The organism is Flavobacterium aquicola (assembly GCF_003385115.1).
GTDB lineage: Bacteria > Bacteroidota > Bacteroidia > Flavobacteriales > Flavobacteriaceae > Flavobacterium > Flavobacterium aquicola.
In genome coordinates this window covers 369,938-390,605 of sequence record NZ_QUNI01000001.1, presented here as the reverse complement: position 1 = coordinate 390,605, position 20,668 = coordinate 369,938, and the positions used below count along the sequence as shown (strand labels likewise).

Sequence of the window (20,668 nt, the reverse complement as noted above, 5' to 3'; positions counted from 1 at the left end):
TATCTGCTGTTTGGTTCATACTATTTAAATCGGATTTCCCATGACAATGTAAGCGTTGAAATCCAGAAAAAATTGCCTTGGTCAAATGGAATTTCCTGATGGATAATTCCAAGCTGTGCGCCCCAGGCATTTTGTTTATCGTTAGTAGAAAAATAATATCCTACATTCAGTTTTTGAGACTGCAGATTTACAATCCGTTTGTCATTTGCATAAAAGTAATTCTGATTAAGTTCTGGCGAAATTCCAACCCCAGCATTGATTCCGAAATAATTATCAGCATCACTTCTGTATTTTCTGAAGGTTAATGTTGCAGAAGAACTTAAACCATTATCGCCAGGCGTAAAATAAGGGCGCAAAGACCAATAGTTGTTTCCGTTGTACCAAGTCACAGACCCTGTATAAATCATAGTCGTTGTATCATATTGTAAAGCTCTAAGCCCTATAGAAGCCTCAAAACTTTTAGGAAGCGATTTAAAAATTTCTGCGCCATATCTGTAATCAGGAAATAAGGAAGAATTTGATACGCCAAAATTTAGATAGGCATACATTCCTTTTGCAATTTTTGGATATAAATCGACCTCAAACTGAGTTCCCACATCATCAAGTCTTCTATCAATATTTGCTCTTGCAATAATACTTCCATATTTGGTTTGGCGTCCATATTTTATCGCATTGTAAATCATAGGGTCGTATACTTCCGAGTAAATATCAATTTCAGAAGTAACACCAATTGTATTATTTCGAACTGTTTTTTCCAAACTTGATTCAGATTCTTTGGATATGGAATCGTTTGGAATTTTACTGGATAGTGTTTGCACTTTACCTGCGGTCGCAGTCGGAATCATAGTGCTTTCCTGAGCATTTTTCTGCAGTTCCAATATTTCTGGATCTTTTGGAAAATTTTTCAGTGCTTTTTTGGATAGTTTCAAAGCAAGAAAAGGAGAGTCTCCCCACATTTCGTTTTTAATAGCTCCTATCCACGTGGTTTTTCTATTGGTATCTTTGCTTAAAATTTTTTGAAATTCGGTTCTGGATTTTTTATAATCTCCATCCCATGCATAAGTCGAAGCCAAAAATTCACGGACATCATGATAATTTGGATATTTGGTTAAGATGTGTAACAGCGTGTCTTGTGCCTGCTTTCTGTTTTTGTTAAAAGCCAGATCACGGGCTGTTTTAAATGATACATCAGGATCGCCTTTGAATGCTTTTTCCTGTCCGGCCATTAGAAATGTTCCTGAAAATAATAGTATAATAAGAGAAATATAAATTTTTCGAAAATTGACGTATTCGTTCTTTATATGATTATTCATTATTCTGTTTTTTTTGAATTATTTATTATTTTTTGAGACCTTTCCATTTTTACCTGTATGTTAGGATTTTTGATCCCATTTGATAATGCAAGTTTACCTATTTCTATACTTTTCTCGTTTTGGCTGTCCCACCAATATACATCCATCAAAGTTAAATAACCCTCGTCATAAAAAGGTGTTTTTTTGATGACAATCAGTAATTCTTCTTCTGCTTTTTTATAGTTTTTTTCCCAGCCTAGTGTTTTGGCTCTTAATATTTGTGCATCAGCATAATTAGGCAGTTCACTGAGTATAGAATTGCAAAGTAACCGAGCGGTTTTATAATCTTTTTTGGCAGCCAAATCTCTGGCAGCTATGAAAATCTGATCACTATTCAGCCCTTTTGTCAATTTATTGATTGTGATTTGCTCTTCTTTGGTAAATTCAAGTTCATGCTGTTTGTTCAAATCCAGTGATTTTGGGATGATTTTATTTTTACTGGTCAAATAGGTGTTTAGCTGTTTAAAGGCAATAAATTTATTGGTTATTGTATTTAAAACCGCCTCATCAGTGGTTTTTTCAATTTCAAAATTGTCGTTTATCTTATACAGTTCTCCGCCGGAATAAAAATAATTTTTATAAACAAAGTCGTCAATAGTTCCTTTGTTTCGGGTCAAAGGAATTTCTTGAGTATTTCTGAATTCTTTTGCTGTATCAAGTCCTTTTCCCATCCAGGCGGTTTGGTCTAATTTGTTGAATTCATAATTATTAAACAAAAACGAAACTAAACTTGGCGTAACATCCCAGTGGGAAGAAACTGATTTAAATGATTCTGCCTTTTTCAGCATCGGACTAAAAATATATAATGGCACATGGAAACGGCATAATTTATCTTTCTGTTCAATAGGAATCAAGCGATGGTCACCAGTAATGATAAAAATAGTGTTTTTATAGTCGGGTCTTTTGGAATAAGCTTCCATATACTCTCTGATCGAATTGTCGGCATAGTTCAAACAGGCAAAAATATCTTTATACGAATTGATATTTTCTTTTTGAGAGTTTAAATTTGGATGCGCAGCAATAATGCCATCTAATTTTTTTAAATACTCATTTTTTATAGGAAAATCAAAAGGTTCGTGATTGGTAAGCGTTTGTATAATATCCAGACGCGGTGATTTTATTTTATTGGTTTCGATTAGCGCTTTCTTAAAAATTTCGGCATCAGGATACCCCCACGAAAATCCTCCTGAATTGGCTTTGGTTTGAGTATATCCAGGACCATAATTATTTTTGTCCACTACATTGTCGATATTTTCCTGATTTAAAAAATTAATCTTTCTGTCAAAATTAGAATCATCGCCAGAATAAAAGGAAGTGTTGTAGTTATTAGCTTTTAGCACATTTATCAGCGAAAGATGCGATGGCAGCGGATTTAAATCCAGAAACCCTTTTTCGCCGTAAGGCAGTGAACCTAATAACGAAGAAAGGACGGCATAGGTCCTTCCGCCGTTACTTAAAAAATTTTCCCAATACAATGATTTGGAAATCATCGAATCTAAGTAAGGCGTAAATCCTGCATATTCGTTTTTACCAATAAATTCAGCCCCTAAACCTTCTACGACAATAACGACAATATTTGGTTTTTCATTCGTAATAGTAAAATAAGGTGCCAAAACATCTGGAGTTGCTTTAAACGGCTGCAGCATCGGGTACTCTGATTTGAATTTAATGTTCTCTACATTATTGGCTATGCTTTTATCTCTTTCGAATCGAATAATATCCTTGGTTAAAAATGCCAGTTTGTTTTCATATTTTGAATCGGACAGGTCAGAAACGAAGAATTTCATACCGCCAGATATAATAACCAAAGCAATTGTGGTTATGAGTACTATTTGTTTTTTATTCGCTTTTGTAAAAGCAAAATAGATTCCTAAAAACAATAAAGGAATTATTATAAATGGCAAAAAGAATATGAACGATAGCGATTCAGATGCTGTAACCGTGAGGTACATGTCTGAGAAAGAATAACCTAATAAATCGGCTCCGAGGTTGACAAGCGTAGTACAGCTGTATTTTACTAATGCAAATTGTACAAGTGCCGTTAAGGCGAAAATTATGGTCATGAATCGCACTGCAAACGTTTTATGTATAAACCCAATAACTATAAAAAGTGGTAAAAGAACTATGCCCACAACTATGGCTGACCAAAAATCATTGAGTAATTTATAACAGATATCCAAACCAATATTTAGGCTTGCAATGCCGTTTGCTGTTTTCGAATAGATTTCGAACAAACTGGACAGCCAAAAGGTAAGAGCCAAAGATGTAGTGAGATACAAGTATTTTAAATGGTGAGAATTCATTTTTTTGATTTTATAGTCAGTAATATTTTGATTTTCTTTAATTGCTTCTGGACTAGTAAAACCCTGCCGCTGCATATTTCCCCAACTTTGTTCCTTTAGACTGAAAAAATTATAATATCCTTTTAACGAAGCGTAGACATTTATAGGATGATAGCAGAAAGGTTCTATAATAGCCATCAATACAAGAATAACAATCTCTTTGGCATTGGCATAATTTTTATAGATGACATCGTCCAGCAGAATGGATATAAATGTTACGATGATGTAAAATAAATAAACAGTCAGCGTTAGATAAAGGAAATTAACATAATCTTCATGTAAAAAAATAAAGCTAAGAATTAATACAACAACTCCAATTACTTCCAGTATAGGAATTAGAAATTCAAAGAAAAAGAAATAGGGGAATATTAGAAATCCTGTTTTTTGATATTTTGGATTAAAAAAAACATTTTTGTGCAGATACAATGTCTGCACTAATCCTCGTGACCAGCGTACACGCTGTCGAATAAAGACTTTTTTTGTGGTTGGAACTTCTGTCCAGCAAAGAGATTCCGGGATATATTGTATTGAAAAAGGCAGCTTATTATCATACATATACTTTCTCATTCGGGTTACAAGTTCCATGTCTTCTCCTAATGACTTGTGGAAATATCCTCCTGCTGCCACAGCAATTTCCTTGTCAAACATACCCAAAGCACCAGAAACTAACAATAGCCCATTGATTTCGCTCCAAGCCATTCTGCCAAACAGAAAGGCCCGGACATATTCAAGTTCCTGAAATCTGGGAAGCCATCCTTTTGGGAAATGAATTTTAACCAAAAAGCCATCTTTTACTTCACACGAATTTGATATTCGGATACCGGCGCCAGTAGCAATAACTCTTTTTTTTGATTCTATAAATGGTTTTGCTAATTTTATGATAGTATCATTTTTTAAGATACAATCTACATCAGTGCAGATAAATAAAGGATATTTGGTAGAATTTATTCCAACATTGACTGCATCAGCTTTGCTTTTTGCATTTTCTTTATCAACGACTAATAATTTGTAATATAACGGATTGGTAGATTTATAATGCCCTCTGACTGTGTGAGTCTTGATTTTTTCCTGATAATAAAAATCAACCTTTACCAGTTCGAATTCTTTAATCAGTTTTTCTAATGTAGTATCTGAACTCCCGTCATTTACCAATACAATTTCAAATTTTGGATACGTTAATGACAGCAGTGATTTAACATTGTTAACAACAGTGGCTCCTTCGTTGAAAGCGGGTGCTACAATAGAAACGCCGGGGATATAATTGGATTTAATAATAACATTGTTAGGAATAAAATGCTTGGTATTAAGGCTTTTCTTGATTGCATAATAGGACAAAGCAGCCAATATAGAATAGCAGATAATATAAGTGATGGAAAAGGCACCTATAAAATTAGCATATATGGACAGGATATCATCTATCATTTATTGATGGCTTTGACATGTTTAACCATTTTTTGTACATCTTCATTGTCTAAAAAATGATTGTTGAAATAATCGCGATTTATCTGGTAGAGACAGTATACTGCATCCAGTTTGATGTTTTCCTCTGTTTTGTTTTCTAATAATTGGGAGATAAATTTTTCGGATTCTGCCGATCCTATTTTGGAAAGAGTATTAAAAATTTCCAGCTTATTTTGTGTGTCTTCATAACTGAACTGCTGTATTAATTCAGATTCTGCTTCAAAAATAAATAAGAAATTAATAGCGGTAATAACTTCATAGCGTACCGTTTTATCCTCATGAAACAGCAGTTTTACTATATTTTCATTTTCATTTGTATAGTTGTAAAACATCATTAGTTTAATGCCGAGTTTAATGATTGATACATTGTCTGAAACAATCCAATATTTCAGATTTTGGGGCATTTTAGTTTTTTTCTGATGTAAAATGTCCATGATATTAATCTCTTCTGCAATTGTAATTTCATGAGAAAAATCTATCAATGATTCCAATTTATTTGGATGTAATGAAATCAGTGCCAAAAAAGCTCTGGATTTTATATCTCTGTTTTTATGATTCAATAATGGTGTAATGTAGTCCTTACCCTTTTTGTAATTTAAAGATTCCAGATGAAATAATCCCAGACATTTTAAATAAAAACGACGGCTTTTTAAAAGTTTTTGGGTATATCGAAATAGGTCAAATTGTTCGTAGATATAATGAAATTTATTAGTAACCCCTCCTTTTAGGTTTAGTTTCAAAAAGATAATTTCATTAAGTAATAATCTTTTGCACCAATTTTTTTCAAAAGGAATTACTTTCTTTAGCTGTTCCATTTCAGTTTGATGGACAGTATCATCAAAAGGAGAAAAAATCATATTGGTCAGGAAATTTTCAATTTCATTTTTTGCGGCTTCAAATTTTGGCCTAAATAAATCGTAACGATATCTGTTGATGATTAAAACTGCGATTAATAAAGCGCACCCGATAATTAGTATGGGTAATATAATCCGGATAAAGTAATGAATGAATACCTCCATTAATAAAAAGGGCGTTTGGTGTTAATGAAAAACTTAACAAATAATCTATTCTTTTTTATTAAAGATTACATAAAGATAATTAATATTCTAAAAGTAGAAAAATAAATGCAGTTTTGATAGGAAATGAAATTAATTCCAATCAAAAACAACATGAATAAATAATTAATTAAAAATATTATCTTTAAAATCAAAAAATGAATAAATGCTAGTTTACAAATATAGAGGCGGTGATGAAACTATTTTTGAAAGAGATTTATCTTCTATTAAAAATAATGTATTTTTTGCACCTAAACATGATTTATTAAACGATCCATGTGAAACTTTAGTTTGTACTGATAAATTTGTAACTCAAGCTAGATCATTAAGTTTCTTGTTTGGAACAGACAAAGAAAAAAAGATTTTGAATGTGCAAGATGCTGTACGTAATCTATTTCATGTTAGAAAAAAGACGCTTGGTATTTATTCTTTGTCCAAGACATATGTTGATGAATTACTGTGGGCGCATTACGCAAATTCTCACAAAGGATTTTGTATAGAATATGATTTGGACAAATTGCTTAATTGTGATAAATCGTTTGGTTTGTATGCGTTTGATATTGAGTATAGTAAAGAACCGCCTCAATATTCTATGAAAGACATTAATAATCATAGAACTGAATATATCGTAAAAAAAATTGCTGGTCATAAATCAATAAGATGGGAATATGAAAAGGAGTATAGAATAATTACTGATTTTTTTGGAAATCATTCGTATGATTTTGAAGCAGTAAAGGGAATATACTTTGGCTTGAATATGTCTGAGAATCAAAAAGAAATTTTAATGAATACTCTTGAGGGACGAGGAATAAAATTTTATCAAATAAAACAGATTCCCAAAACTTATCAATTTGAAAGAGAATTAATAAATGATGTTTTTAAAGAAGAAATCAGTTATTTTAAAAAAATCCCCAATATAATTTCAAGAATTGGAGATGTAAAAATTGATATTCTCGAAAAAAAGTACATAAGAGAAAGTAAAGCAAATATTACTATTGAAATTGAATCTTACATTGATGAAAAATCGATAAAGTGGTTAGCAAAAAAAATTAAAGAGGAAATGTTTAAAAATGCGGAAAGGGTCTTTATATTCTTTTACTTGAAAGGAGATTCAATTAAAAATCTTGCGTGGGCCACAGCACATTTTTCACCAGAATTTGAAATTAAAATTCTAGGTGCAAAAAAGGAAAATATTGAAGATTTAGATAAAGTTATAGTTATTGGAAATATTTTAGAAACATGGGAAGATAATTTTTCTGTTACGCCATGTAAATATTTCTTAGTTAACGAAAATGGAAAATTATTTATGAAATCATTTTTTGCTAAAAATGGGCTTTCAGATTCATATGAGTTAATTGAAGAAGTTATGGAAACAGATAACAAAGACTCAATAAGATTAGATTATGAAAATAATTATGGAGAATATTACATTGTTGAAAAAAATGGATATTTAGGAATTTATGGTGAGAATGGGAAATTTAGAGAGGCTAAAAAAAGAGATATTTTAAAACCCCTCAAAAACGCCTAATCCAAATAAAGCAAAATCGTATTTTACAGGATCGTTTGCGTCAAGTTCACGAAGTTTTATATCAAGTGCCGCTAATGCTTTTCCATCGTTTTGCTTTCTAGTAAGCAAACCTAGTTTCCGTGCTACATTTCCAGAATGGACATCGAGGGGACAAGACAGGAGTGAAGGTGATATGTTTTTCCATATACCCAAATCCACACCTTTGTTGTCCTGACGGCACATCCATCTAAGGTACATGTTAATGCGTTTTGCAGCAGAACCATTCATGGGATCTGAAATATGTTTTTGGGCTCTGTTTTGAAGCTGCATTTCGAAGAATATTTTTTTGAATTCAGAAATGCTTTTTTGCATCGAATCTGTTTCCTGATTTTTAGTAAAAACAGCTTCGAGTCCCCCGTGATTTTTATAAATGTGTTGTAATCCTTTAATAAAACTTATGAAATCCTGCCCATTAAAGGTTCTGTGGACAAAAGAATCTAATTGTTCCAGATTGTTTTCGCTGTGCGAAAGAACAAAATCATAAGGCGAATTTCCCATCAAATCTATCATTTTCCGGGAGTTTTTGATAATCATTTTGCGGTTGCCCCAAGCAATAGTTGCGCTCAAAAAACCTGCAATTTCGATGTCTTCTTTTTGAGAAAATAAATGCGGAATTTGAACTGGATCACTTTCAATGAAATCGAGTGTATTGTATTGAAGCACTTTTTGGTCAAGAAAATCTTTGAGCTCAGTCTGATTCATTATTTGTTACGGATTACTAATTTGGCCATCTACCATAATTAATTTTCTGTCGGCCATATTTGCCAATTCTTCATTATGAGTTACAATCACAAGAGTTTGTCCGAATTCATCTCGAAGCTGAAAAAATAGTTGATGTAAATTTTCGGCCGAATGCGTGTCGAGATTACCTGAGGGTTCATCTGCAAAAATAACATCCGGTTTATTGATTAACGCTCTAGCGACGGCTACACGCTGCTGTTCACCTCCCGAAAGTTCGTTTGGCTTGTGATTTATTCTGTGGGATAATCCTAAATACTCTAACAGTTTTTTTGCTTCTTTTTCGGTTTCAGAAACTTTTTTGCCTGCAATATAAGCGGGAATACAAACATTTTCTAAAGCAGTAAATTCAGGTAATAATTGATGGAATTGAAAAATAAATCCCAAATTTAAATTCCTGAATTTAGATAAAGATTTATCGTTCATTTTTAAAATATCCTCATTGTTTATAACTAACGAGGTTTCATTTTCTTTTACTGCCGAACTTGGTTTGTCCAATGTTCCTAATATTTGCAAAAGCGTAGTCTTTCCAGCTCCCGAAGCACCAACAATCGAAACAATTTCGCCTTTTTTAATATGTAAATCTACTCCTTTTAATACTTCAAGCTGATCGTAAAATTTATGTATATTTTTTGCGTGTATCATTGTTTTGAAACTGTTTTCACAAAGAAACAAAAGTTTCTGCCGATATTATAATGGCTTCGGCAATTTTTAACTTTTTAATTTTAATTGTTTTCCGATTTGGATTTTGTAGATTTATATCTGAAACAATTGTAATAAAATGGATAATTTAGAAACAGAAGCTAATTTTCAAAAACAAAAAGTAACCAAGTTTTTATTAGGTGTTCTTTTTGATGCAGTGGGAATGATATCATTTGTAATTCCGGGAATTGGCGAATTTGCAGATGTAGTTTGGGCACCACTGGCCGGTTTTTTAATGACCAAAATGTATGCAGGCCGAGTAGGAAGGGTAGCAGGTATTCTAACTTTTGTTGAGGAAATTATTCCTTTTACCGATGTAATTCCGTCTTTTACGATTACTTGGATTTACACCTATTGGATTAAAGGAAATGCCCGATGAGAAGTTATTTTATTCTTTAAAAATAAATCCCAATCCCATGCTTCTGAGCATTTTTTTTGAAAAAGGAAAAAAGAATTTTGACTGGCCAAATAGATAGCCAAAAACCATAAGTAAAAAGGGGTAGAGGGGCAATACTAAAAGAAGTAAAACAAGGTAATATAAAAACCAATGCATATTGTCTTTACTCCAGCCAAAACACCCCATAAAATAACCGGATATTTTTGCTGACAAAGAACCGTTTATAGCAAAAACGATAAAGATAATTACAAGGTCGTAATTAGAAGTAATTCCCCAACGCTGTTTTAATCTTTTCATTAATGATTTATTTCCTTTTTACAAATATAGCAGGTTTTGATCTTTAAATCATTAATGCAGATGAAAAACAAAGTCAAATTTCAGGAGATTTTTTTGTGTTTTCTCAGGTAAATATAAAATGACTGTGTTTTGCTATCGAGACGGTACATGACCATATAATCTTTGGTTGTATTTGTTTTGAAAATAGACCATATAGTTATAAATAAGATAATTTACTTCGTAACCGTAATTAATAGCTGGTTCATAATTAATGGTCATTTCGTATAAATTTGGAGGATAGATTTGTGGCTGGCGAACGCGGTTGTTCCATTCCAAAACATAAAAATTGTTTTTGTTCTCCAAATAGCTTTGGGTATAATAACCTCTGGGAAAAGCGGTCGACTGCAACCAAAAATCAAAACCAGGTTCAATGATAATGACTTCATATTCTAATTCTTCATTTACAATTTTTATAGTGTCATTACTGCTTGCTGCTTTTGGTTTATCAGTGTTTGAAACACTCGATTTGGAACTGCTACACGCAACAATTACAAAGAGAAAAAGCAATATGCAAACAGAATTTTTCATAAAAAATGATTTTCGGATGTATTGTAAAAAAGAAGAGAACGATATTTGATGAATTGTAATTGGTATATAAATTTACTAATTTTATTGATTATCAGTGCGCTTTAATAATGCAAAAAGACATTTACTCTTCTGCAAATGTCTTTTGAAAAAAGATTTTAGAATTCAATTAAGCCTTATTTTCCAAAGAGTTTTCCTAGAAACCCGCCAATACCGCCTTTATTCTGTGTTGCTGCAATAGCATCACTTAAATCTAGTTTTCCGTCAGCATTTTGATCTAGACCAAATTGGGTTCCATATTTTGAAATAGTATCCATAATTCCTGATGTTTGTGCGCCGCCACCAGAGATAGCCCCAATTAAATCGGTAATCTGAAAACTATCATTCGGATCATTTGCTTTATTTACAAGTCCGCCCAGAACTTTTGGTATTATACTTCCTGCAACACCAGAAGCGGTACTGCTGTCTAATCCAAATTTTTCTCCCAAGCTTCCAGTAAGCTGCTGGGTGATTTCCTGAACCGCTGGGTTAGAACCATTTTGAGCATTATTTCCTTGTAATAAGCCAGCTAATTTTTCAATTCCCTCGCCTTCAGAAGCCATTTTTTGTAAACTCGAAAAAATAGAACTTCCTGCTTCCTGCATCACTGCATCATTTTGTTCATTTGGAACCGCATTGTTTTTTACAACATCATCCTGACCAAACTGCTGTACTAATTGTGTTAATTGCTCAAACATAGTTTCTTGAATTAAGGGTTAAAGTTTACTATCAAATATAATCAAAAAAAAAGTTAGAAATTAGTAACGTGAGTTAATAATTTCTAACTATGTATTTTTAAATCAGTAACTTATTTTAGTAATTCAATGATTTGATGTGCAAGTTCGGTACCAATTCTATCTTGAGCTTCTGCAGTGGCGGCTCCAATATGCGGTGTTAATGAAATTTTAGGATTCATTAAAATAGTAATTTCTGGATTAGGCTCATTTTCATAAACATCCAATCCGGCAAATAATACTTTTCCGCTATCCAGTGCTTCTATTAATGCTACTTCATCTATAGCACCGCCGCGAGCACAGTTAATAATTCCGACGCCGTCTTTCATCAGCTCAAAATCTTTCTCACCAATTACATAATCGTCTTGTGCAGGAACGTGCAACGTAATAAAATCAGATGACGCAAATAAAGATTCCAGAGATTGCGAAGTAAGAGAAATGCTAATGGTTTGTCCATCAAAAAAATGGATTTTAAGATCTTTGTGAGGAATGTGCATATCACTGTAAATTACCTTCATTCCTAAACCTATAGCCATTCTTGCAACCGCTTTACCAATGCGTCCCATACCAATTATCCCAAGAGTTTTGCCTCTAAGTTCAATTCCATTGGCATAAGCTTTTTTCAGCTGTTCAAATTGGGTGTCGCCTTCAAGAGGCATATTTCTGTTCGAATCATGAAGGAATCGTACACCTGTAAATAAATGTGCAAAAACCAGTTCTGCCACAGATTCCGAAGATGAGGCAGGAGTATTGATAACATGAATTCCTTTGCTTTTGGCATATTCAACGTCAATATTATCCATTCCGACACCGCCGCGTCCAATAATTTTCAGGCTTGGGCAGGCATCAATAATATCTTTGCGAACCTTTGTAGCACTGCGGACTATTAGAATTCCAATGTCGTTTTTGTTTATAAAATTAGCAACTTGTTCCTGTGCTACTTTTGTGGTAATAACTTCAAAACCAGATTTTTCTAAAGCATCAATACCGCTTTTAGAAATTCCGTCATTTGCTAATATCTTCATTTAATGTTTATTTGTTTAATCATTTAATCGTTTAATCTTTTGTCGTTTAATCGTAATGTTTGCTGTATAATCGATTTCACGATTCACCAAATCACCAAATAAACGATTCACCGATTAAACAATGGTTTCCAGTTCCTTCATCACATCAGCAAGAACCTGCACACTTTCCAGCGGAAGCGCATTGTACATAGAAGCTCTATATCCTCCAACAGAACGGTGTCCTGGCAATCCATTTATTCCAGCAGCTTTACACATTTCGTCAAATTTGGCAGCATGAGATTCATCGTTCAATAAAAATGTTGCATTCATATTAGAACGGTCTTCAACAGCTGCAGTTCCTCTAAATAATGGATTTCTGTCAATTTCATTATAAAGTAAAGCTGCTTTAGCATCGTTTATTTTTTCAATAGCCTCAATTCCGCCTATTTTTTTTAACCATTGTAAAGTTAATAAAGATGCATAAACAGGGAAAACAGGCGGTGTATTGTACATACTGTCTGCTTTAATATGTTTTGCATAATCCAGCATACTCGGAATGGTGCGTCCGGTTTTACCAAGAATTTCTTCTTTGATGACAACCAAAGTAGTTCCTGCAGGTCCCATATTTTTCTGAGCTCCGGCGTAAATAATATCAAATTTTGAAAAATCAATTTTTCTAGAAAAAATATCAGAACTCATATCGCAGACAACCGGAATATCTGTTTCTGGAAATTCCTTCATTTGAGTCCCGAAAATGGTATTATTACTTGTACAGTGAAAATAATCTGCATCAGCAGGTATTGTATATCCTTTTGGAATATGATTGAAATTTTCTTCTTCTGAAGAAGCAACAACAGTAGTTGTTCCGAAAAATTTCGCCTCTTTTATTGCTCCGGAAGCCCAAGTACCAGTATTCAAATAAGCTGCTTTACCGTTTTCTTTCATTAAGTTGTAAGGGACCATCAGGAATTCTAAACTCGCTCCTCCTCCAAGAAAAATTGCTTGATATCCTTTGTCTTTTAAATCCAAAAGTTCTAAAACTAAAGCTCTTGCTTCTTCCATTACGGCGACAAAATCTTTACTACGGTGCGAAATCTCTAATAATGATAAACCAGAATCATTAAAATTCAAAATAGCCTGAGCTGATTTTTCAAAAACTTCTTGTGGTAAAATGCAAGGTCCTGCGCTGTAGTTGTGTTTTTTCATGGTGTTGTAACTTTTTTTTAGTTGTTTTCAATTGATAACTATCGAAAATATGCCAAATTTCAATTAATTATTAAATAAGACAAATTCCTATAGTTTAAAGTGAATTTTAAGACTGCTAATTTCGGAAATACGAGACGAATAACCATTAAATTTTTCGTAATAATATATAAAGATTGAATTATATTGTTAATAAGAAAGAAACGGTGTCAATGTTATCTGCATAATCCCATAAATTTGGTTTTTGTGTAGTTCCAAATGGAATGCTGTTTTTTACAAGATTGTTGCTTACAATGCATTGAATCTGTTCGTTTTCGTCTTCTAAACGCTTTTGTAAATCCTCCAGATTTTCATAATATTCATAAAAGACACTCGAAATAGGGGAGCTGTAACTCGAATCTTCTTTGATGGTCAAGAATCCATTGTCTAACAGCTTGAAATTGCTCATCAGGAAAACCGCCTTGTTGTAATCGTAGTTGTTTGCATATTTTTCATAATGAATGACATCTTGGTATTCAAAAATAGCTTCAAAAAAAGGTTCGAAAGAATAGTCTTTTGGAACAAATAATTTGGAAACATTTCGGCATCCCAATCCAAAGTATCTAAAAATATCTTCGCCTAATGCAAGTAAGTGTTCTTTGGTTTCTTGTCCATTCAATACTGCAGCAGAATTTCTGTTTTTTCGTATGATAGAAGGTTTATCTTTGAAATAATATTCAAAATAACGGGCTGTGTTGTTGCTTCCGGTTGCAATTACGGCATCAAAATTTTCCAGTTTTCCTTCAACAAATGTGATTTTGTTTTTAAAATCGGGTTCTGCAGCTATTAGATAATTGGCCAAAAAAGGCAATAAGTGCTGGTCGTTTGATGATGTTTTAACCAAAACATTATGTCCAGAAAGTAAAACAGACAAGAAATCATGAAAGCCTACCAGCGGAATATTTCCAGCCAAAATCAGGGCAATATTTTTAGGTGCTGCGACACTGAAATCATACTTAGAAAGCCATTTTGTTAGGTTTTTTTCGGTTAATGCTTCGGCCCAAGAGGCAATTGCAAAATGAACCTGTTCTGGAGTGTACCAGCCATTATGAGATTGAGAAAGCTGAATTAAATCGGTAAATTTTTCAAAAAATAAATCATTGCCAAATACAGTTTCATTCTTGGTGCAATTTTTATCTTTAAATTGGTTTAAGAATTCTCCTAGTTTAACAAATGCACTTTTTTTTGTATCTAATGTCATAATGTTTGTTTATGAAAAGTTTTGATTGTAGTTTTGCACAAAAATAAGCTTTTTATAAGCTCTAGGCAAAAGTTGTGCTGATTATTCGTATTTCGAATAATCGTACTTTTTGCTTTGAACTTACAATCTTAAAAATTAAACAGAAATGGCAATTATAATAACTGACGAATGCATCAACTGCGGGGCTTGTGAACCAGAGTGCCCAAACACAGCTATATATGAAGGTGCAGATGATTGGAGATATAAAGACGGTACAAATTTAAAAGGAAAAGTAATTTTGCCAGATGGTACCGAAGTAGATTCAGATGAGGCACAGACGCCAATCTCTGATGAAATCTATTACATCGTTCCAGGAAAATGTACTGAGTGTAAAGGTTTTCATGATGAGCCTCAATGTGCTGCCGTATGTCCTGTTGACTGCTGTATTCCAGATGATAATCATGTAGAAACTGAAGAGACTTTGTTGAATAGACAAGCTTTTTTACATAACGAATAATAGTTTTGATTACTATATTTACTAAACCTGTGTTTTTTAACGCAGGTTTTTTTTTATATCGAAACCTATTTTATTAATTCGTATCTTTTTCTGGAAAAATTGCTGTTGTAATTTTTTTTTATATTTTTAAATGCTTTTTTATGAATTAATTATTTATATTTAATAAATATGAAAAGAATTCTTGTTTGGTTTCCATTAATCTTTTGTTTTACTGTTTTTTCACAAACTAATGAAAAAAAAGTAATACTATTGGACGTAGATACAAATGAGCCAATTGGTGAAGCAGTTATTTTAGTCCTGAAAACAAAACAAGTCTTGATGACGAATGAGGAAGGCAGTGCTACATTCGAACTTAAAGGAGGATCAAATCTAAAAGTAACACATTCATCATACTTGCCAATAATCATTAAGTGGGCTTCGTTGACCCAGCCTGAAAATATTTTTTATCTCAAAAGTAAACTTAATACTCTGGACGATATTGTAATAACCAGCAGAGATCCGCATGAGATAATTAAAGATTTGGTTGCTAATTCTATTAAGACTCTAACTGTTCCTGCTAGATTGAAAGTCTATGCCAGAGAGTTTTTTAAATTAAATGGTAATTATACTTATTTTAATGATGGGCTGATCAATTTTCAATTATACAGAGAACAGAAGAAAGTCAAATCAATTTTACTATTAGAACAAAATAGGTCTTTTGGTTTAATAGATGAAGATATTTCATCTGATTTACTAGGCTATAATTTAAACTCTATGATGGAGAAGTATTATGTTTTCTCTGTTTTGAGACCTTTATTAGATGAAAAAACAAGTAAGAAATACAATTTTGTCGTAAAGGTAAATTCTATGAATCAGGAGTATAATGATATAATTGCAACCCCCATTCCTGTAGAAAAAACGTCTGATGTATTAGATGATTTTAAAATTGTTTATGATTTGAAGAAGAAATTGATAGTAGAGATTACCGCTGTCACATCTGCAGAAACTTTGGCATCAATTGATGAAAATACTGAAAAGGGGAGTGAAAATTTGATTAGATCTGTATTCAAAACAAATTACAGAATTGATCTTGGCAGTTATTATTTAGTCAGTTCCAATGAGGAAATAAATTACAGTGTTAATGCTGGTAATGAAATAAAAAACATTGAAATATTAAATAATTTAATTACAACTAATTTTAATATTCAAAATTTCACGTATAACGATAGTCAGGTTTTTAAGGACAAGACACTCTTTAATGCAAAAAATTCCATTTTGACTGATTATTGGAACTTTTCTGGTTTAACCCCTACTGCTAAGGAATTGGAAATTATAAATAAGATCAGCGAGTAAAAGCTGCAGTTTTTATTTACTTTAGATTGTTCTTTTTTTATTATTTACTTTAGAATAAAAGGTAATCGCATTCATAATTAATCTTCCCTATCTAAAGAAAATAAACTTAATCTTTGCAAAAGTATTAATCTCAAAAAAAATGTTTAACAAGCATTTTTAAATCTTATATTTGCAAACTTTAAAAAGGAATTACTAAAACGAGTGACAATTTATTAGGGTTACTTGTAAACATATATGTTATGAAAGCAGGAATTGTAGGATTACCAAATGTTGGAAAATCAACATTATTCAATTGTTTATCGAATGCAAAAGCGCAGAGTGCAAACTTTCCGTTTTGTACTATTGAACCTAATATTGGAGTTGTAAACGTTCCGGATCCAAGAATCAATAAATTAGAAGAACTAGTAAAACCAGAACGCGTTCAAATGGCAACTGTAGATATCGTAGATATCGCAGGTTTGGTAAAAGGAGCAAGTAAGGGAGAAGGTTTAGGAAATCAATTTCTTGGCAATATTAGAGAGTGTAATGCTATTATTCATGTTCTGCGCTGTTTTGACAATGATAATATCGTTCACGTTGATGGAAATGTGAACCCAATTCGTGACAAAGAGACTATCGATATTGAGTTACAGCTGAAAGACTTAGAAACTGTTGAAAAACGTTTAGAAAAAGTAAATCGTGCCGCTAAAACGGGTAACAAAGAAGCGCAGACTGAAAAAGCACTTTTGGACCGAATCAGAGAGGCCTTATTGCAGGCTAAATCTGCTAGAGTTATTACACCTCAAAACAACGATGAAGAAGTTCTTCTTGAAAGCTTTCAGTTAATTACGGCAAAACCGGTATTATATGTTTGTAATGTTGATGAAAGTTCAGCAGTAAATGGAAATAAATATGTAGATCAGGTTCGTGAATTGGTAAAAGATGAAGAAGCTGAAGTAATTATTCTTTCAGTAGGAGCTGAGGCTGATATCACCGAATTAGAAAGCTACGAAGAGCGTCAGGTTTTTCTAGAAGATATGGGATTGACTGAGCCAGGAGCATCTGTGTTAATTCGTGCCGCTTACAAATTACTGAAACAGCAGACTTATTTCACAGCTGGTGTAAAAGAAGTTCGTGCCTGGACTATCAATATTGGAGCTACTGCACCGCAAGCAGCTGGAGTTATCCATACTGATTTTGAAAAAGGATTTATCCGTGCTGAAGTGATTTCATACGAAGATTACGTACAATACGGTTCGGAAGCTAAAGCAAAAGAAGCTGGTAAATTCAAAGTGGAAGGAAAAGAATATATTGTAAAAGATGGTGACGTAATGCATTTCCGTTTTAACGTATAAACAGAAAATAGAACAAAGAGAACAGAATAAAGAAAAACCGCAAAGTAATTTTGCGGTTTTTTTGTTTCTAATCCAGATTAAAAATCAGCTTTATTCTTTACGAACAAGAAATTTATAAATTGTTTTAGAAGTAAAGGTTTTCCCTGGTCGCAAAATAGTATTTGGAAAAGCAGGGGTATTTATTGAATTTGGATAATGCTGTGTTTCAAGACAGAATGCGCCATTTTTAGTATACGGAACCCCATTTCGTCCCTTAACTTTTTCGCTTAACCAATTTCCAGAATAAAATACAACACCGGGTTCGGTAGTATAGACTTCTAATTCTCTACCGCTTAAAGGCTCGTAAGCTTTTGCTGCTAAAGCCAATTTGCCTGATTGGTTTCGCAATGAAAACGTAACATCATAACCATTGGTATATTGCTGGACTTTTTCTATATCTTTCCCTATGGTTTTTGACGAAGTAAAATCAAAAGGAGTATCTTTTACATTTAAGATTTTACCGGTTATCAAACTGCCATCTCCATATTCAAGATATTTATCTGCATATACAATTAGTTCTGTATTCAGTGCTTTTTTATCTTTTCCGCCAGAAAGATTAAAATAAGAGTGGTTTGTAAGTACAATCGGTGTTGCTTTATCGGTGTTAGCTTTATAATCAATAAGCAGATCATTACTATTGGTGAGAGTAAAAGTTATTGTAACCAATAAATTACCTGGAAAACCTTCTTCTCCATCTTTACTCAAATACTTCATTTCAACAGCAACTTCATTTTTATGGAATATTTCTTTAGCATTCCAAATGCGTTTGTCAAAACCCTTTGCACCTCCATGAATATCCGATGTTAGGTTGTATTCTTTTCCATCGATTATAAATTTTTTATTTGAAATCCTATTAGCAACGCGCCCAACAGTAGATCCCAGCAACTGGTTTTGCGAACCAGCATAATCCGAAAGTGAATCGAATCCAAATGCTACACTGCTTATTTCTCCAAATTTATCTGGTGTTAATATATTAGTAATTGCAGCTCCATAAGTTATTAACTGAACCTGCATTCCTGTTTTGTTTTGCAAAGTGTACTGAAAAACATCCTGTCCTTCAACTTGTCCAATCTTTTCGGTTTTGATAAATGGTTTTCCTGCCGAATTCTGCTTTTGAGAAAATGCATCTTCAGCCAATAAACAGGAAAGAATTAAAAATAATAAGTAAGCGGTAAATTTCAATTTAGTCATAATTGTATTTTTTGTCATTTGTGCTACTGAAATTATCTATTTCGAAATTCCTAAATCATATCGATCTTCCAGATGAGCAAATCGTGCTAATATTTCGAGCATTCCTCCGTGCTCTACTAAATTATATATACCATCTTTTGCAGCAAATAGGCCTTTATCATTTTTGTTTTCTTTCAAAGCATTATCTAAACACTTTTTAAATCCCAAAACGTATTTCATATCCTTATTATGATTTAAAAGCTGTTGATATCCTCTCAATAAAACAGCATTAAACCAATATCCATCTCTGAATTTTCCACTTCCATAAAAATACTCCAAAGAATTGTCTGCTATTTTATTAGCTCTTTCAAGATACTTTTTCTCCCCTGTTATTTCATATAAATAAACATTCGATTGAAGCATAGTCCCTGTATTATATGAAAATATTGCTTTGCCAATACTTTGATCTTTGATTTTAATATTGTCGTAAAATAATCCTTCGGGTGTTTGCAGTCTTTTATTTGTCCAGTCGTATATCTTTAGCGCAGTATCGAGATATTTCTTTTCTTTGGTTGCTTTATATAGTTTAAGCGCAACAAGTACACCAGGTCCATTTGAGCAGGTGTTTTTTGTTTCAAAATCATTTTCCCGCCAGTAAAGCCCGCCTCCAAGTGTTGTATCGGAAGCTGTCATCATAAAATCGTACATTGATTTTCCTAATTCAAAATATTTTTTATTTCCAGTTCGCTCATAAATATCCAAACCTGTAATTCCAATCCATTGATTGTCATCGAAATACCTTTGTCCTTTACTCAGTTTTACAATATACTCACCATATCCTGGTTTTGGAGGAGCCGGGTCGTAATAATATTGCATGCTTTTGAAAATGCCAGCAACTAAATGTGCATTTTTATCCACTTTTTCAATTTCGTTTGTAGCTTCAAACATGGCACAAAGTGCCCACAGCCAGCTATATTCGCGCTTATGCCCGAATTTTGTTTCTCTTTTTGCTGGATCTAAGTCCACAAAGTAATAACCTGAAACGGCATCGTGGAAATGATGCTCAATAGCAGTATGCAGATGCTGCATTTCATTTTTATAATAATTGTTTTCAGCGTTGGTTTTTTTTACCAATGTAAAACTTGAAAATATTACAATTAATGCAATAAGTACTAAACTTCCTTTTCTTCGATTCATAATATGTGTAAAATGGTTATTTATAAATTATTATTTTTTTATTTCGGGACCGCTTTTTTAATTAGGTATGAAAATATTTTACTTTTTTTTGAGGTGCTTTAAATCCTAACCGCCTCTTCTTTATAATAGTGATGTTTAAATTATTTGTTTTATCTCCGAAAAATATTTTTTTTAAAACTTAATCTGTCTTTTACTTTCAAATGAATTCGCTGCACTTCTCTGAAAATAAAATTAATCTGCTAATATCTGAGGCAAATCTTGATTTGTTTTAGTTCATTTTTAGTACTTTTAACCCGTTGGGTGCTATTATTTTTTTTAAAGACATTTTTTCTTGACCAATTGATTTTAAAATAAAATTGGAGATGGTAAATATAGTAAAACGTTTTAGTAAAAAAGAAAATATTT

18 protein-coding genes are annotated in these 20,668 nt (G+C 32.6%); 5 read left to right on the top strand and 13 right to left on the bottom strand.

Annotation, left to right across the window (positions count from 1 at the left end; all coding sequences use genetic code 11):
• Positions 1-20: 20 nt before the first annotated feature.
• From C8P67_RS01590 to C8P67_RS01575, 3 genes are read right to left on the bottom strand one after another with little or no spacing between them, the layout of a single operon-like run.
• The gene (locus tag C8P67_RS01590) at positions 21-1,313 is read right to left on the bottom strand and encodes a YaiO family outer membrane beta-barrel protein (RefSeq protein WP_115809680.1); all 1,293 of its coding nucleotides are present in this window, start codon (positions 1,311-1,313) and stop codon (positions 21-23) included.
• Positions 1,313-5,116, bottom strand: coding sequence for a sulfatase-like hydrolase/transferase (locus tag C8P67_RS22315; protein WP_245980354.1), 3,804 nt, complete (start codon positions 5,114-5,116; stop codon positions 1,313-1,315). Before C8P67_RS22315 ends, C8P67_RS01590 begins: the two co-directional genes overlap by 1 nt.
• Positions 5,113-6,174, bottom strand: coding sequence for a HEAT repeat domain-containing protein (locus C8P67_RS01575; protein ID WP_115809678.1), 1,062 nt, complete (start codon positions 6,172-6,174; stop codon positions 5,113-5,115). The genes C8P67_RS22315 and C8P67_RS01575 overlap by 4 nt, the downstream gene beginning before the upstream one ends.
• Before the next feature lie 202 nt (positions 6,175-6,376).
• Between C8P67_RS01575 and C8P67_RS01570 the strand changes: the two genes are divergently transcribed.
• Entirely contained in the window at positions 6,377-7,738 is a 1,362-nt protein-coding gene (locus C8P67_RS01570; protein ID WP_115809676.1) for a DUF2971 domain-containing protein, read from the top strand.
• Here the strand turns inward: C8P67_RS01570 and C8P67_RS01565 are convergent.
• Positions 7,715-8,479, bottom strand: a complete 765-nt coding sequence (locus C8P67_RS01565) for a TIGR02757 family protein (RefSeq protein ID WP_115809674.1) — start codon at positions 8,477-8,479, stop codon at positions 7,715-7,717. The two genes, C8P67_RS01570 and C8P67_RS01565, sit on opposite strands and share 24 nt — an antisense overlap.
• 6 nt (positions 8,480-8,485) lie before the next feature.
• The gene (locus C8P67_RS01560; protein ID WP_115809672.1) at positions 8,486-9,160 is read right to left on the bottom strand and encodes an ABC transporter ATP-binding protein; all 675 of its coding nucleotides are present in this window, start codon (positions 9,158-9,160) and stop codon (positions 8,486-8,488) included.
• A 136-nt stretch (positions 9,161-9,296) separates the two neighbouring features.
• Between C8P67_RS01560 and C8P67_RS01555 the strand changes: the two genes are divergently transcribed.
• The gene (locus tag C8P67_RS01555) at positions 9,297-9,596 is read left to right on the top strand and encodes a hypothetical protein (RefSeq protein WP_115809670.1); all 300 of its coding nucleotides are present in this window, start codon (positions 9,297-9,299) and stop codon (positions 9,594-9,596) included.
• 9 nt (positions 9,597-9,605) lie between these two features.
• On the opposite strand, the gene C8P67_RS01550 is transcribed toward C8P67_RS01555, so the two are convergent.
• From C8P67_RS01550 to C8P67_RS01525, 6 genes are all read right to left on the bottom strand, one after another.
• The gene (locus tag C8P67_RS01550; protein ID WP_115809668.1) at positions 9,606-9,911 is read right to left on the bottom strand and encodes a DUF6787 family protein; all 306 of its coding nucleotides are present in this window, start codon (positions 9,909-9,911) and stop codon (positions 9,606-9,608) included.
• 132 nt (positions 9,912-10,043) lie between these two features.
• Entirely contained in the window at positions 10,044-10,478 is a 435-nt protein-coding gene (locus C8P67_RS01545) for a DUF6146 family protein (protein ID WP_115809666.1), read from the bottom strand.
• A 173-nt stretch (positions 10,479-10,651) separates the two neighbouring features.
• Positions 10,652-11,212, bottom strand: a complete 561-nt coding sequence (locus C8P67_RS01540) for a DUF937 domain-containing protein (protein ID WP_115809664.1) — start codon at positions 11,210-11,212, stop codon at positions 10,652-10,654.
• Positions 11,213-11,322: 110 nt separating this feature from the next.
• Positions 11,323-12,273 carry a D-2-hydroxyacid dehydrogenase gene (locus tag C8P67_RS01535; RefSeq protein ID WP_115809662.1) on the bottom strand — a complete coding sequence of 317 codons (951 nt, stop codon included), beginning with the start codon at positions 12,271-12,273 and terminating at the stop codon, positions 11,323-11,325.
• A 114-nt stretch (positions 12,274-12,387) separates the two neighbouring features.
• Positions 12,388-13,458 carry a 3-phosphoserine/phosphohydroxythreonine transaminase gene (serC, locus tag C8P67_RS01530; protein ID WP_115809660.1) on the bottom strand — a complete coding sequence of 357 codons (1,071 nt, stop codon included), beginning with the start codon at positions 13,456-13,458 and terminating at the stop codon, positions 12,388-12,390.
• A gap of 178 nt (positions 13,459-13,636) precedes the next feature.
• The gene (locus C8P67_RS01525; RefSeq protein WP_115809658.1) at positions 13,637-14,695 is read right to left on the bottom strand and encodes an acyl-CoA reductase; all 1,059 of its coding nucleotides are present in this window, start codon (positions 14,693-14,695) and stop codon (positions 13,637-13,639) included.
• Positions 14,696-14,840: 145 nt separating this feature from the next.
• Between C8P67_RS01525 and C8P67_RS01520 the strand changes: the two genes are divergently transcribed.
• The 3 genes from C8P67_RS01520 to ychF all read left to right on the top strand — a co-directional run bounded on the left by C8P67_RS01520 (position 14,841) and on the right by ychF (position 17,857).
• Complete coding sequence (locus C8P67_RS01520; protein WP_115809656.1) at positions 14,841-15,191, top strand: 4Fe-4S dicluster domain-containing protein; 351 nt, start codon at positions 14,841-14,843, stop codon at positions 15,189-15,191.
• A 168-nt stretch (positions 15,192-15,359) separates the two neighbouring features.
• Positions 15,360-16,523, top strand: coding sequence for a hypothetical protein (locus C8P67_RS01515; RefSeq protein WP_115809654.1), 1,164 nt, complete (start codon positions 15,360-15,362; stop codon positions 16,521-16,523).
• Positions 16,524-16,762: 239 nt separating this feature from the next.
• Positions 16,763-17,857, top strand: coding sequence for a redox-regulated ATPase YchF (gene ychF, locus C8P67_RS01510; RefSeq protein WP_115809652.1), 1,095 nt, complete (start codon positions 16,763-16,765; stop codon positions 17,855-17,857).
• A 90-nt stretch (positions 17,858-17,947) separates the two neighbouring features.
• Here the strand turns inward: ychF and C8P67_RS01505 are convergent, their stop codons facing one another.
• Positions 17,948-19,087 carry an aldose epimerase family protein gene (locus tag C8P67_RS01505; RefSeq protein ID WP_170141385.1) on the bottom strand — a complete coding sequence of 380 codons (1,140 nt, stop codon included), beginning with the start codon at positions 19,085-19,087 and terminating at the stop codon, positions 17,948-17,950.
• A 36-nt stretch (positions 19,088-19,123) separates the two neighbouring features.
• Positions 19,124-20,263 carry a glycoside hydrolase family 76 protein gene (locus C8P67_RS01500; protein WP_115809648.1) on the bottom strand — a complete coding sequence of 380 codons (1,140 nt, stop codon included), beginning with the start codon at positions 20,261-20,263 and terminating at the stop codon, positions 19,124-19,126.
• Between the last annotated feature and the right edge of the window lie 405 nt (positions 20,264-20,668).